Genomic DNA, 13,462 nt, shown 5'->3' on the forward strand with positions numbered 1-13,462 from the left:
GGCCTCACTCGATTACTTTGGGCACAAGAAACAGGCCGCGCTCCACAGCTGGCGCGCTTTGCTGGTTAGCTTCGCGGTTATTCGGCTCAGAGGCGATATCGGCGCGCAGGCGCAGCTGAATCTCTTGGATGGCGGCCACGGGATGGGCGAGGGGCTCGATGCCTTTGGTGTCCACCGCACGCATCTGCTCGACGATGTCAAAAAAGTTGTTGATGGAGCTGAGCATGCGCTGGGGCTCGTCGCCGCGCAGCTCAAGGCGCGCGAGGTTGGCAATGCGGTCAATGTCGGAAGGGTTCAAGGCCATGATGATGTCTAGAGGTTTTGCAACAAATTTAGGAGCAAAAACCGGCTTTTTCAAGAGTGCAATCGGGTATTATCCTGTCTTTGGTTTGTCTATGGTTTGCCGCGCCTCATTTGAGGGCATAAAAACCTAAAAAAAGGATTGAAGATGTTAGGTGCATTTCGTCGGTATCTCTCCACCGACCTGGCCATCGATTTGGGGACGGCCAATACTCTGATTTTCGCGCGCGGCAAGGGCATCGTGCTCGATGAGCCTTCTGTCGTGGCGATTCGCCATGAAGGCGGTCCGCAGGGCAAAAAAGTGATTCAGGCCGTGGGCAAAGAAGCCAAGGCCATGTTGGGCAAAGTGCCTGGCAACATCGAAGCGATTCGCCCGATGAAAGACGGCGTGATTGCCGATTTCGTGATCACCGAGCAGATGATCAAGCAGTTCATCAAGATGGTTCACCCCCGCAGCTTGCTCACGCCCAGCCCGCGCATCATTATTTGCGTGCCTTGCGGCTCAACGCAAGTGGAGCGCCGCGCGATTCGTGATGCGGCTGAAGCGGCTGGCGGCAGCCCGGTGGATTTGATTGAAGAGCCGATGGCGGCGGCGATTGGTGCAGGCCTGCCAGTGAGCGAGGCTTCTGGCTCGATGGTGGTGGACATTGGCGGCGGCACAACCGAAGTGGGCGTGATCTCGCTCGGCGGCATGGTCTACAAAGGCAGCGTGCGCGTCGGTGGCGATAAGTTTGACGAAGCCATCATCAACTACATTCGCCGAAACTACGGCATGCTGATCGGCGAGCCCACCGCAGAAGCGATCAAGAAGCAAATTGGCTCGGCCTTCCCCGGCTCAGAAGTCAAAGAGATGGAAGTCAAAGGTCGCAATCTATCCGAAGGCGTGCCACGTGCGTTCACGATTTCATCGAACGAAGTGCTGGAAGCTTTGACCGATCCGCTCAACCAAATCGTGAGTGCGGTGAAGAATGCTTTGGAGCAAACGCCTCCCGAGCTGGGCGCAGACATTGCCGAACGCGGCATGATGCTCACTGGCGGCGGCGCGCTCTTGCGCGATCTGGATCGCTTGCTGGCTGAAGAAACCGGCTTGCCAGTGCTCGTTGCTGAAGATCCGCTCACCTGCGTGGTGCGCGGCTGCGGCATTGCGCTGGAGAATTCTGGCGCGCGCATGGGCAGCATCTTCGCTTCCGAATAATGTGAATCGTCTTTCCCTTTTGGCTCGGAGCATGTTGTGCCGTTAGGGACTCTGGATCGAACACCGCCGCCCTTCTTCAAGCAAGGGCAATCGGCGCTTTCTAAGCTGATGTTGTTCTCAGCCTTGGCGCTCTTCCTCATGGTGGCCGATACGCGCTTTAAGCTCACCGGGCCGATACGCGTGGCTGTGGCTACCGCGCTTTATCCCGTGCAATGGGCAGTGATGCGCCCCATCGAGATGGCGCGCGGTGGTGGTGCGTATTTTGTATCTCTGGATGATGCACAAAAGGCAAAGACAGAAGCTGAAAAGCGTTTGGCACTTCAAGCCCAGCGTGCTGCGCAAGTCGAGCAACTCGGGCTGGAAAATGATCGCTTGCGCAAGCTGCTGGCGCTTAAAGAGCGAACCACCACGCCCGCGCAAGCCGCGCAAGTGGTGTACGACGCAGCCGATCCCTTTACGCGACGCGTGATGGTGGATAAGGGTTCGATCGCGGGTATCAAAGGTGGCTCGCCGGTGATGGATGAGTCTGGCGTGCTGGGCCAAGTCACACGCGTGTATCCGCTCTCCAGCGAAGTGACGCTGTTGATTGACCGTGACCACACCATCCCCGTGCTCAACACGCGCACCGGCGCGCGCAGTGTGGTGTATGGTGATCCGTCGATCCATGGCGGCACACTGGAGCTGCGCTTCATGGCTGGCAATGCCGATGTGCAGCAGGGCGATATCTTGACGACCAGCGGTGTGGATGGCGTGTATCCGCCCGGCATGCCTGTGGCGAAGGTGGATAAGGTCGAGCGGCGCGCTGATTCGGCTTTTGCGAAGATCATTTGTCAGCCGCTGGCCAACACGCTGGGCGCACGCCATGTGATGATTCTTGAGCCTTTTTCAGTGCAAATACCCATTCCCGCCAGCGTAGAATCTGCGCAAAGTGCTCCTAAAAAAGGAGCGAAAAAATGATCATGCGTTCGGGTGATCAATTGCTGCTGCCAGTGAACCCTTGGTATCTTTGGGGCTCATTGCTGGCTGCGCTGATGCTCAATGTGCTGATGTCGGCGCTGTTTGGCCGCGCATCATGGCCGCCGGATGTGTTGGCGCTGGCCTTGGTGTTTTGGGTGATTCATCAGCCGCTGCGTGTGGGTGTGGGCACGGCGTTTATCTTTGGTCTGTGCATGGATGTGCATCAAGGTGCGCTGCTTGGGCAGCATGCGCTGGCTTACACCGCCTTGAGTTTTTTCGCCATCACGATTTCGCGTCGCTTGCTCTGGTACAGCATTCCGTCTCAGGCGCTGCAAATCTTCCCTTTGTTGGCGGCAGCGCATGCACTGCAACTCGCGGTGCGCTTGCTCGCAGGTCACAGTTTCCCCGGCTGGGGCTTTGTGATTGCACCTGTGATCGAGGCTTTGCTTTGGCCTGTTGTGACACTGATCTTGCTCGCGCCACAGATGCGAGCGCCTGATCCGGATGCCAATCGGCCGTTGTAGAGCTCATTGTTAGGACCGATGCCATGACTGAACTGCGCAACGTAGAAGCCGAGTTAGCCAAGTTTCGCCGCCGCGTGCTGGTGGCCAGCGTCTTCGTGCTGTTCTGCTTCTTGCTACTCGTCTCGCGCTTGGTGTGGCTGCAAGTGGTGCGCCATGACGATTTTGAAGAGCAGGCGGAGAGCAACCGTACGGCCATTGTGCCCATCGTGCCCAATCGCGGCTTGATCATGGATCGCAATGGCATCACACTGGCCACCAATTACTCTGCCTACACGCTAGAGATCACGCCTTCCAAAATTCCCGGCACTTTGGAGGAAACGATTGATCAGCTTTCCGCCTTGGTAGACATCCAGCCGCGCGATAAGCGCCGCTTCAAGAAACTGGTGGATGAATCCAAAAGTTTTGAATCACTGCCGATTCGCACGCGTCTCTCCGATGAGGAAGTGGCGAAATTTGCCGCGCAGCGCTTTCGCTTTCCCGGCGTGGATATCAAGGCGCGATTGTTTCGTCAGTATCCACATGGGGAGCTCGCCAGTCATGTGATTGGCTACATTGGCCGCATCAACCAGCGCGAAAAAGAACAAATTGAAGAGTGGCCCGAAGAACAGCAAACCAATTACAAAGGCACAGATTACATTGGCAAGCTAGGCATTGAGCAAAGCTTTGAACAGCAGTTGCATGGCATCACGGGTGTCGATGAGGTCGAGACATCTGCGGGTGGCCGCGCAGTGCGCAAGCTCGCCAGTAACCCCGCTACGCCGGGTAACACCATCAAGCTCTCCATCGATATCAAGCTGCAGAAACTCATCGAAGAGATGTATGGCGAGCGGCGCGGGGCTTTGGTGGCGATTGATCCGCGCAATGGCGAGGTTCTGGCCTTTGTGAGCATGCCGACCTTTGATCCGAATCTCTTCGTTGAGGGCATTGATGTTGAGAACTGGCAAATCTTGAATGAGAGCATTGATAAGCCCTTGCTCAATCGCGCCCTGCGCGGCACGTACCCACCTGGCTCCACTTACAAGCCTTTCATGGCTTTGGCAGCGCTGGAAACAGGCAAGCGCACCGCGGGCACGATCATCAACGATGCCGGCTCATGGACATTCGGCGGCCACACCTTCCGCAGCCACGGCGATGGCGGCTTGGGCGCGGTAGATATGTATCGCAGCATCGTGAAATCATCCAATGTGTATTACTACTCTCTTGCCAACGAGATGGGTGTGGATGCCATGCATGATTTCATGAAGCCGCTGGGCTTTGGGCAATACACCGGCATTGACATCAATGGCGAGGTGCGTGGCGTGTTGCCTAGCCAAGAGTGGAAGCGCACGTATTACAAGAAGCCTGAGCAGAAGAAATGGTATGCCGGCGAGACGATCTCGCTGGGCATCGGCCAAGGCTACAACACCTTCACCATGCTGCAGCTTGCACATGCCACTGGCATCTTGGCCAATGGCGGTATTCGGCATCAGCCTAAGCTGGTGACAGCTACGCAGGATGCTTTGAGCCGCAATTGGATACCTGCTGCCAAAGAGCCAGCGATGAACCTAGGCTATAAACCCGAGCACGTGGCCGTGATCAATCGCTCGCTCGTGGGCGTGACGAAAGAGGGCACATCTGCACGCGTATTTGCAGGCGCAGGCTACGTGAGCGGCGGCAAAACCGGCACAGCCCAGGCCGTGACGATTGGCCAAAAAGATAAATACAACGCCTCCAAATTAGAAGAGCACCAGCGTGATCACGCCCTCTACATGGCCTTCGCGCCGGCAGACAATCCACAAATCGCTCTCGCCGTGATCGTAGAAAACGCAGGCTTCGGCGCAGAGCATGCCGCGCCGATTGCGCGCCGTGTGTTTGATTACGTGTTGCTTGGGCAATACCCGAGTGAAGAAGATTTAGTGGCTGTGAAAAAAGGCCAGGCCGCTGCGCCGATTGGCAAGCCGCGTAAGGTGGAAGACATTCCTTGGAAAACCGCCGCGCCTTGATAGGCTTGTGATAGCGCCGTTTCAGAGTGTCGTGCTTACGCCACGACTTTTCGGGTTTCCCCGAGTTGTTATTGTTTGTCACGTTTTGGACAATTGAAAAAGAACGACCGTTCTATTTTAAAAAATCTAAACCGGAGACATCAATGAAAAACAAACTCCTGGCCGCCATAGGCGTGGCCGCTCTTGTGCTGGCAACTGCAGGCACAGCCGTAGCAACCAATTATTCCTTGTGGATCAATGGCCGTAACAACGCCAATGCCCAAGCTGGAAACTACGCCGACTTTACTTATTGGGGCCCCACAACGACGGCCGCCGGCGTGAACAAAATCTCTGTGAACTGGGATGGGTCGAGCCGCATCGCTGATCAAAACTACCGCGTGCGCGATGCGCTCGATTGCTATTGCACAGGTGATAACTGGTGTTATGTGGCTGCGCACAGCGCCGGCAATTTGCAAATTGGCTACGCCCTGTCTCTTTACGGCGGCTCTGCCCGCACGAAGAGAAACGGCGTCGTCTCTGGCGGCCAATGCGGCACCGCTGCTGGCGGCGGCACGCAAACAGGCTGGAACATCAAATGGGTGAATGTGGCTGCAGGCGCTGCTGGCGGCAGCGAGTTGGCTGATGTGGGCAGCTGGGCTGTGTCTGATGCGCTCACACAAGATCTGAAGACGGCCACGGCGCGTGCGATGTATGACCACAACCAGACCCGCTCCAAGTGGTTCTACATGTACACCGGCGCCAAAGGTGTCTGGTATTCAGAAGCATTCATGCCTGGCGAAGACGATCAAGCCGTGGCTTATCACTCTTCAGGCGGCACGGCTGGCTCAGGCGGCACGCGTTTGTGCAACCCATCGGTGAGCTCCTGCAATGACTTGACCACAGGCACCGCAGCCAATGAAGGCGGCAGCGCGAAGTGGACGAACCACGACGTGAAATTCCGTGACAGCAGCGACCAATACAACCACTACACCAATGGCAATTGGGGCGGCGTGGTGGGCTTGGTGCGTGCCAACATGGTGGCCAACGCGTTGTAAAGCCTGATCGGGCACGGCAACAGCATTTGCGCTGTTCTACGAACAATCATTCTTTCTAGATAGGAGACATTCATGAAACGCAAACTGCTTGTGGCTGCTGCCCTGATTCTTGCTGGCGCTACCGCCGCAGTCGCGACCAATTATTCTTTGTGGATCAATGGTCGCAACAACCAAAATGCGCAGGCCGGCAATTACGCTGATTTCACTTACTGGGGGCCAGCCAGCACGGCCGCTGGTGTGAACAAAATCTCGGTGAACTGGGATGGCTTTAACCGCGTGGCTGATCAGAACTATCGCGTTCGCGATGCGTTGGATTGCTATTGCACTGGTGATAACTGGTGCTACGTGGCCGCGCACAGCGCTGGCAACTTGCAAATTGGCTATGCCTTGTCGCTTTACGGCGGGAGCGCGAGACCCAAAAGAAATGGCGTGGTCTCGGGCGGTCAATGTCAAGCCGCGGCTGGCGGCGGCACGCAAACCGGCTGGAACATCAAATGGGTGAATGTGGCCGCAGGCGCTGCTGGCGGCAGTGAGTTGGCTGATGTGGGCAGTTGGGCGGTGTCTGACCCCCTCTCACAAGATTTGAAAACTGCTACAGCGCGCGCGATGTATGACCACAACCAGACCCGCGCCAAGTGGTTCTACATGTACACCGGTGCCCAAGGCGTCTGGTATTCAGAATTGTTTATGCCGGGCGAAGATGACCAAGCCGTGGCTTACCACTCCGCAGGCGGCACAGCGGGCAGCGGTGGCCGACGCTTGTGCAATCCCAGTGTCTGGTTCTGTGATGATCTGACGTCAGGCACAGCGAGCAACGAGGGTGGCTCGGTCAAGTGGGCAAACCATACGGTGCAGTTCCGTGACAGCAGTGACCAGTACAACCACTACACCAATGGCAATTGGGGTGGCGTGGTGGGCTTGGTGCGCGCCAACATGGTGGCCAACGCGCAATAAGAGCCCTTACTTTTAGCCATGCACAAACGCGCCGCCACCGCTTGGATGCTGGCCATCCTCGGGGTGGCTGCGCTGCTGCTATGGTGGCTGTTTGGTGATGATTCGACTAGTACCGAAGCAGCTAAGCCAGCTGCTGCTGCGAGCATGTCAGGCGCGATGCAAAGTTCGGCTGCCTCGTCATTGATTGGTGCAGCGGCAGGTTCATCGATAAGCAGCAGTGGCGCGCCACTCAGCCCAGAAGGCCAGAGGCTCCGTGAAGAAAAACTGGTGCAAGCACGCGAGCGCTACGAGCGCGCGAGCCAAGTATTCAGCAGCTACCGCGATGCCACACGCTATCCGCATGAATCTCGCCCGATTGCAGATGCGCCCGATCAGGTGCGCCCCTTTGATCCCGTGATCGAAGAAAAAACCATGCGCAATGAGCGTGGTGAAGGCGTCAAAGGTATCACGCTGAAGACCGGGCAAGATCGCGTGTTTCTCTCTGGGCAGGATACGGTGAAGTTCACCGTGCAGGCCATAGACAGTAGTGGCAAAGTATTGCCTTTGCTCATCACGCGCGCTGCTGCGCAATCCATGCCTGATGGCAAGCAATTGCAGCAAGTACGCGCGGCCAATTTGGATTTTACAGATGCTGGCGCATCGGGGGCAGGCGGTGCAGATGATGTGGCCGGAGATGGCAATTTCAGCGCCCGCCTCTCGCCATCTACCCAAGGTTTTGCGGGCTTTGCAGGCACGATCCGCGTGCTCGTTTTCGTGCGTGCCGATGGCAAAGAAGGTGTGGCGCATTTTGACGTGATCTACACCGAAGACGCGCCAGCCACTTGGGGCACAGTCCGCGAAGCGCAGGAGCAGGGCTCGCTCAATTTCTATGTCAAAGCCAATGTGCGCGTGCCAGGGCGCTATGTGGTGAGTGCTCGTGTGGATGATGCGCGCGGTCAGCCATTTGCTTTGGTGACGTTCAACGATGAAGTTGCAGCTGGCGCGAAGGAATTCAAACTGCATCTGTTTGGCGCTTTGATCCGCGACAAGCGCCCCGTGTTTCCACTCAAGCTTCGCGATGTGGATGGCTTTTTGCTGATTCCCGATAAATTTCCAGATCGCTTGATGATGTCGCGCCGCGCCGGTGTGGTGCACACCAGTGGCAGCTACAACGCTGACAGCTTTTCGCCCAACGAATGGAGCAGCGAAGAGCGTGATCGCTACTTAGCTGAATATGGCCGTGATCTGGATGCGGCGCGCAGAGAGCTAGAGCGCCTAGGCGGGAAGTAGCCCATTTTTAAAGCATTTTTGGCATATCGCCGGCATAGAATCTGCGCGGAATGCTATTGATTTAATAGTAATTCAAGCTGCGTGATGAAGTGGGTAGCCACGTCCCATCCCATCTGATCGGTGATTTCTTGAAAGCATGTCGGGCTGGTTACATTGATTTCCGTGAGCTGCTCGCCGATCACATCTAGGCCGATTAAAAACAAACCACGTTTGGCGAGATTCGAGCCGATGTGTTCAGCAATTTCTCTGTCGCGCGGCGTGATCGGTTGCGCCACACCTTTGCCGCCCGCCGCCAAATTGCCTCGTACCTCGCCGCCCTGTGGGATGCGTGCGAGGCAGTAGGGCACAGGCGCACCATTGATCACGAGGATGCGTTTATCGCCTTGCTCAATCGCCGGAATGAACTTTTGCACCATCACAGTTTGCGCGCCGTCTTTGTTCAGCGTTTCGATGATGCCGCCAAGGTTCAGCCCATCGGCTTTCACGCGAAAAATGCCAGCGCCGCCCATGCCATCGAGCGGCTTCAAGATGATGTCTTTGTGCTCAGCGTGAAAGCGTTTGATGTCTGACGCATCGCGCGTCACCAGCGTAGGCGAGACGAACTGCGGAAACTCCATGATGGCGAGTTTCTCTGGATGATCGCGCAGTGATCGGGCTTTGTTAAACACCTTTGCGCCTTCGCGCTCGGCCTGCTCCAGCAAATGCGTCGCGTAGAAATACTCGCTGTCAAAAGGCGGATCTTTGCGCATGATCACCGCATCAAAATCTTTGAGTGGAGCAGGGCGCTCGTTGGGCTTGTCTTGCTTGGATATGAACCAGTTTTCTAGCTCACCGGTGAGCGAAATATCGCGCACAAAGCCAGTGACCACACCACCGCTTTGCCACATCACATCTTTGGGCTCGCAAGCGCTGAGTGTGTGCCCGCGTGCGGCGGCAGCCCGCATCATGGCGAAGGTGCTGTCTTTGTAGGTCTTGAAGGATTCGAGCGGATCGGCGATGAAGAGGATGTGCATTCGTGTTCTCTGGCTTAGGTCTTAGCTCGATAGTTTTGCACAAACAGCGCCAAGCTGCCGGCCACCACACCCCAGAAGGCTGCGCCAATGCCGGCCAGCGTTACGCCACTCAATGTCACGAGGAAGGTGATGATCGCAGCATCGCGGTGCTTTTCATCTTGCAGAGCAGTTGCCAAGCCGCCTGCAATCGTGCCCAAGAGTGCTAATCCTGCAATGGCAGCGATCAGCTCTTTGGGGAAAGCGGTGAGCAGCGCAGTCACGATGCTCGCAAACAGGCCGATGAAAATGTAAATGATGCCGCACACAGATGACGCGATGTAGCGTTTATCAGGATCAGGATGCGCTTCTTTGCCCATACAAATCGCTGCAGTGATCGCGGATAGATTCAAAGCAAATCCGCCAAAAGGTGCAAGCAGAAAAGTTGCCACGCCCGTCATGCTGATGATTTTGGAGAGAGGCAGTTGAAAGCCCGAGGCGCGAATCGCCGCCACACCGGGAAGATTCTGCGAAGCCATCGTCACAATAAAAAGTGGCAGCGCTAGGCTGATGGCTGCGCCCCAACTGAATTCAGGCATCACAAACACTGGTTTTGCCAAGGAAAAAGTGATGTTTGCCGGCATAGAATCTGCGCGAAATGCTACGAAAATAATAGCGATTACCAAGGTGAGTACGACTGCATAACGTGCGTTCCAGCGCTTACCTAGTAGATAGGTGATGAGCATCAGCACCACCAGCGCCCAGTCCGTTTGCGCCGCAACAAAGCCCTGCATGCCAAAGCGCGCGAGCACGCCAGCGAGCAGCGCAGCAGCTATCGCCATCGGGATGCGATCCATCAGTTTTTCAAACCAACCGGTGACGCCAGCGAGTGTGATCAGCGCTGCGCAAATCATGAATGCGCCCACGGCTTCATTCATCGAGTAGCCCGCGCCAGATGCACCAGCCACGCCTGCTACCGCCAGTACCGCAGCGCCTGGCGTGCTCCAAGCCACCATCACGGGCTTGCGCAAAATCAAAGAGGGAATCAAGGTACATAAGCCCATACCCAAACCGAGTGCCCACATCCAAGAGGTGAGCTGCTCCGGCGTGGCTTTGAACGCGAGGGCTGCTGAGAAAACGATGGCGACGGAGCTGGTGAAGCCCACCAGCACAGCAACGAAGCCTGCAGTCGCAGCAGACAGCGAAAAGTCTTTGAAAAAACTCAAATTCCGACCCTAAATTTCAACTTTAGAGCCTAGCTCGACAACCGCGTTATTAGGCAGGCGCAAGAAATCAGCCGCAGCACTCGCGTTGTGATGCATTTGCGCAAACAGCTTCTCGCGCCATTCACTCATGCCGCCACCTATGGTCGGCACAACAGTGTCGCGCGAGAGGAAATAGCTGGTTTGCATCGGATCCAGCTCGCAGCCACGGCTGGTGATTTGCTGTAAGGCCTCGGGCACATCGGGATCGTTTTTAAATCCGAAATTCAGCGTCACTTGCCAGCAGTCATGCCCAAGCGGCTCAATCTGCACACGCTTGTTCAAACCAATCCAAGGCACTTCATGGCTTTTCACGGTCACAAACAGATTGTGTTGATGCAGCACTTTGTTGTGCTTCAAGTTGTGGAGCAATGCATTGGGCACTGTACCTTGATCGCTGGTGAGAAATACTGCCGTTCCTTCCACACGGGTGGGTGGGCTCACAAACACGGCTTCTAAAAAGCTCTTCAAATCAATGCCATCTGCTTTGGATTTCTCATGAAGCAGTTTGCGACCTTGCTTCCATGTGATCATCAGTGTGAAGATGGCCGCGCCAATCACCAAGGGGAACCAGCCGCCATCGAGCAGCTTGAGCATATTGGATGCCCAAAACGCAAAATCCACGATGAAAAACACGCCTGTGGCCGCGATGCACAGCCACAGCGGGTATTTCCAAGCATGGCGAATCACGAAGAAGGTGAGAATCGTGGTGATCAGCATATCCGTCGTCACGGCAATGCCGTAAGCCGAAGCCAAAGCGCCAGAGGATTTGAACATCACCACGGCCAACACAATCGCCACAAACAGCGCCCAGTTCACAAATGGGATATAGATTTGCCCCGTTTCTTTCGTGGATGTATGAAGCATGCGCAGGCGCGGCAAGAAACCGAGCTGCACAACTTGCTTGGTGACTGAAAATGCGCCCGAGATCAAAGCTTGAGACGCGATCACGGCAGCCATCGTGGCGAGTATCACCAAAGGAATCAGCATCCAATCAGGTGCCATCATGTAAAACGGATTCTTCACCGTCTCAGGCTTGGCTAGTAGCAAAGCGCCTTGGCCAAAATAATTGAGCGTGAGCGCTGGCATCACTACGGTGAACCAAGCAATACGAATCGGACGCTTGCCAAAATGCCCCATATCAGCATACAGCGCTTCAGCACCTGTCACGCACAACACAACCGCGCCCAAAATAATGAAGGTCGTTCCTGGGTTATGCCACATGAACAAAAGAGCGTAATGCGGGCTCAATGCCTTCAAAACCACGGGATTGCCCATGATGTGGAAGATGCCCAAACCCGCCAAAGTTGCAAACCAGACCAAGGTAATGGGTCCAAAGAACTTGCCAATACCCGCTGTGCCACGCTTTTGCACAAGAAACAAGAAAAACAAAATCACCAGTGATACGGGGACCACATACTTTTTGAACTGAGGCGAAATCACCTCCAAACCTTCCACAGCACCCAGCACAGAAATCGCCGGTGTGATCACGCCATCACCATAAAACAGGCAGGTGCCAAAGATGCCCACCATGAGTAACACGCGCCGTAACTCGGGCTTATCACTTACGGCGCGTGAGGCTAATGTGAGCATTGCCACCAAGCCACCCTCGCCCTCGTTGTCTGCTCGCAACACCAGCGCGACGTACTTGACGGAAACGATCACCGTCAAAGTCCAGAAGATCAGTGACAAGATGCCATAAATGTTTTGTGGCGTAAATTCCACATGCCCAGATCCAAAGATCTCCTTCATTGCGTACAGAACACTGGTTCCAATGTCGCCGTACACAACACCTACAGCGCCTATGATCAGAGCAATGAGAGAGGTTTTTTGTGTGGACACGTGCTATTTCCTTGACCGAGTTTAAACCGTCTGATTCAAATTCGACACCGTGAAAAATATTTCTTTACAGAAACAAAATCACATCGTCTTTTCATGCTTTTTCAGCCATTTTTGCGTCTATGTGATGAGTTCGATAAAAGTAGATCTTCTTGGTAACACAATGTTAAAATTCCTCTTGAAAATGAGCTTCGGTAAAGAAAACATTCATTATCAAGCGTTTATTTAGGTAAACTTAAGTGGTTTCGTATAACTAAGCTAAACATATCAGGTTGCTTTTTTGAAAAATGGTAAGCAGAAGGTATTCAATCTTCTGAAAATGTCACTGTTAAAGTTGCAGTCTGCAGGCATGCTGTTTGGCGGCCTCGGGGTATTACTTTTTCTGATAAGTCTGCAATTACCCGCATTTGCGCAGACTCAGGTGACTAATACCGCTTCCATATCTGTACCTTCTGGGGTAACAAATACTGGGGCTGGTTGCTCATCAGGCACCTGCACGGTATCAGACGTCGATACCGTCACCCCCAGTCTGCCTACAGTTAGCAAAACTTTTACGCCATCCAATATCAACGCAGGCGGAACTTCGCTGCTTGTTATTACATTCACCAATACGCATCAGCTCGTCTCCGCGACCTTCTCTAGCGCTTTCGTTGATACCTATCCGCCGCAAATGAGCAATTCATCTGCGCCGCTGCCTGCCACGACATGCGCTAATGGGTCAACAGTCACTGCAACCCCTGCAGCCAATTCCCTATCGGTGAGTTCGGGCTCAGTTATTCCGCCGGGAGCGTCATGTTCTGTGTCAGTTGTTGTAACGGCACTTGCGACTGGCGCTAACAGCATCCCTGCTGGCTCTTTAACGACAACCGTGGGTGCTAACGCCACTGGCGTGACAGCTACTTTAACTGTTACCCCGGTGGCTGACTTACAAATCAGCAAAACCGCCAGCGTCACCAGCGTCAACGCAGGCCAGACATTCAGCTACACCATCACCGTCTTCAACGCCGGCTCCAGCACAGCCGCCAACGTTACCGTCACCGACCTGGTCTCCGCCAGCCTGACCGTGGTCAGCGTCAACGGCGCAGGCCTGGCCGCCACCAACAGCGGCAACCAAGTCACCGGCACAGCGGCTACTCTTGCCGCCAACGCCACCGCCA

12 protein-coding genes are annotated in these 13,462 nt (G+C 55.2%); 8 read left to right on the plus strand and 4 right to left on the minus strand.

Annotated features, from left to right (window positions below):
• Positions 1-4 precede the first annotated feature (4 nt).
• Positions 5-304, minus strand: a complete 300-nt coding sequence (gatC, locus tag KIH26_RS14930) for an Asp-tRNA(Asn)/Glu-tRNA(Gln) amidotransferase subunit GatC (RefSeq protein ID WP_213446468.1) — start codon at positions 302-304, stop codon at positions 5-7.
• Positions 305-448: 144 nt separating this feature from the next.
• Here gatC and KIH26_RS14935 point away from each other — a divergent pair, with 144 nt between their 5' ends.
• From KIH26_RS14935 to KIH26_RS14965, 7 genes are all read left to right on the plus strand, one after another.
• Positions 449-1,495, plus strand: a complete 1,047-nt coding sequence (locus KIH26_RS14935; RefSeq protein ID WP_213446469.1) for a rod shape-determining protein — start codon at positions 449-451, stop codon at positions 1,493-1,495.
• A gap of 36 nt (positions 1,496-1,531) precedes the next feature.
• A complete protein-coding gene (gene mreC / locus KIH26_RS14940; protein ID WP_213446470.1) occupies positions 1,532-2,452 on the plus strand; it encodes a rod shape-determining protein MreC in 921 nt (306 codons plus the stop codon).
• Positions 2,449-2,976, plus strand: a complete 528-nt coding sequence (gene mreD, locus KIH26_RS14945; RefSeq protein WP_213446471.1) for a rod shape-determining protein MreD — start codon at positions 2,449-2,451, stop codon at positions 2,974-2,976. The genes mreC and mreD overlap by 4 nt, the downstream gene beginning before the upstream one ends.
• 23 nt (positions 2,977-2,999) lie before the next feature.
• Positions 3,000-4,958 (plus strand): penicillin-binding protein 2, encoded by a 1,959-nt coding sequence (gene mrdA, locus KIH26_RS14950; RefSeq protein ID WP_213446472.1) that lies wholly within the window; start codon positions 3,000-3,002, stop codon positions 4,956-4,958.
• Positions 4,959-5,101: 143 nt separating this feature from the next.
• Positions 5,102-5,992 carry a hypothetical protein gene (locus KIH26_RS14955; protein ID WP_213446473.1) on the plus strand — a complete coding sequence of 297 codons (891 nt, stop codon included), beginning with the start codon at positions 5,102-5,104 and terminating at the stop codon, positions 5,990-5,992.
• Between the two features lie 72 nt (positions 5,993-6,064).
• Positions 6,065-6,946 carry a hypothetical protein gene (locus tag KIH26_RS14960; protein WP_213446474.1) on the plus strand — a complete coding sequence of 294 codons (882 nt, stop codon included), beginning with the start codon at positions 6,065-6,067 and terminating at the stop codon, positions 6,944-6,946.
• 18 nt (positions 6,947-6,964) lie between these two features.
• Positions 6,965-8,215 (plus strand): hypothetical protein, encoded by a 1,251-nt coding sequence (locus tag KIH26_RS14965; protein WP_213446475.1) that lies wholly within the window; start codon positions 6,965-6,967, stop codon positions 8,213-8,215.
• Positions 8,216-8,268: 53 nt separating this feature from the next.
• On the opposite strand, the gene gshB is transcribed toward KIH26_RS14965, so the two are convergent.
• Genes gshB through KIH26_RS14980 form a run of 3 tightly spaced genes read right to left on the minus strand, consistent with a single transcriptional unit; the run spans position 8,269 to position 12,308 of the window.
• Entirely contained in the window at positions 8,269-9,228 is a 960-nt protein-coding gene (gene gshB, locus KIH26_RS14970; RefSeq protein WP_213446476.1) for a glutathione synthase, read from the minus strand.
• 14 nt (positions 9,229-9,242) lie between these two features.
• Positions 9,243-10,430: a benzoate/H(+) symporter BenE family transporter gene (locus tag KIH26_RS14975; RefSeq protein WP_213446477.1), complete on the minus strand. Its 1,188-nt coding sequence runs from the start codon at positions 10,428-10,430 to the stop codon at positions 9,243-9,245.
• A gap of 9 nt (positions 10,431-10,439) precedes the next feature.
• Complete coding sequence (locus tag KIH26_RS14980) at positions 10,440-12,308, minus strand: potassium transporter Kup (RefSeq protein ID WP_213446478.1); 1,869 nt, start codon at positions 12,306-12,308, stop codon at positions 10,440-10,442.
• A gap of 346 nt (positions 12,309-12,654) precedes the next feature.
• Between KIH26_RS14980 and KIH26_RS17185 the strand changes: the two genes are divergently transcribed.
• On the plus strand, positions 12,655-13,462 hold an 808-nt coding region (locus tag KIH26_RS17185; RefSeq protein ID WP_503005237.1), incomplete at its 3' end, for a DUF7933 domain-containing protein.

The organism is Variovorax sp. PCZ-1 (assembly GCF_018413605.1).
GTDB lineage: Bacteria > Pseudomonadota > Gammaproteobacteria > Burkholderiales > Burkholderiaceae_C > JANMDU01.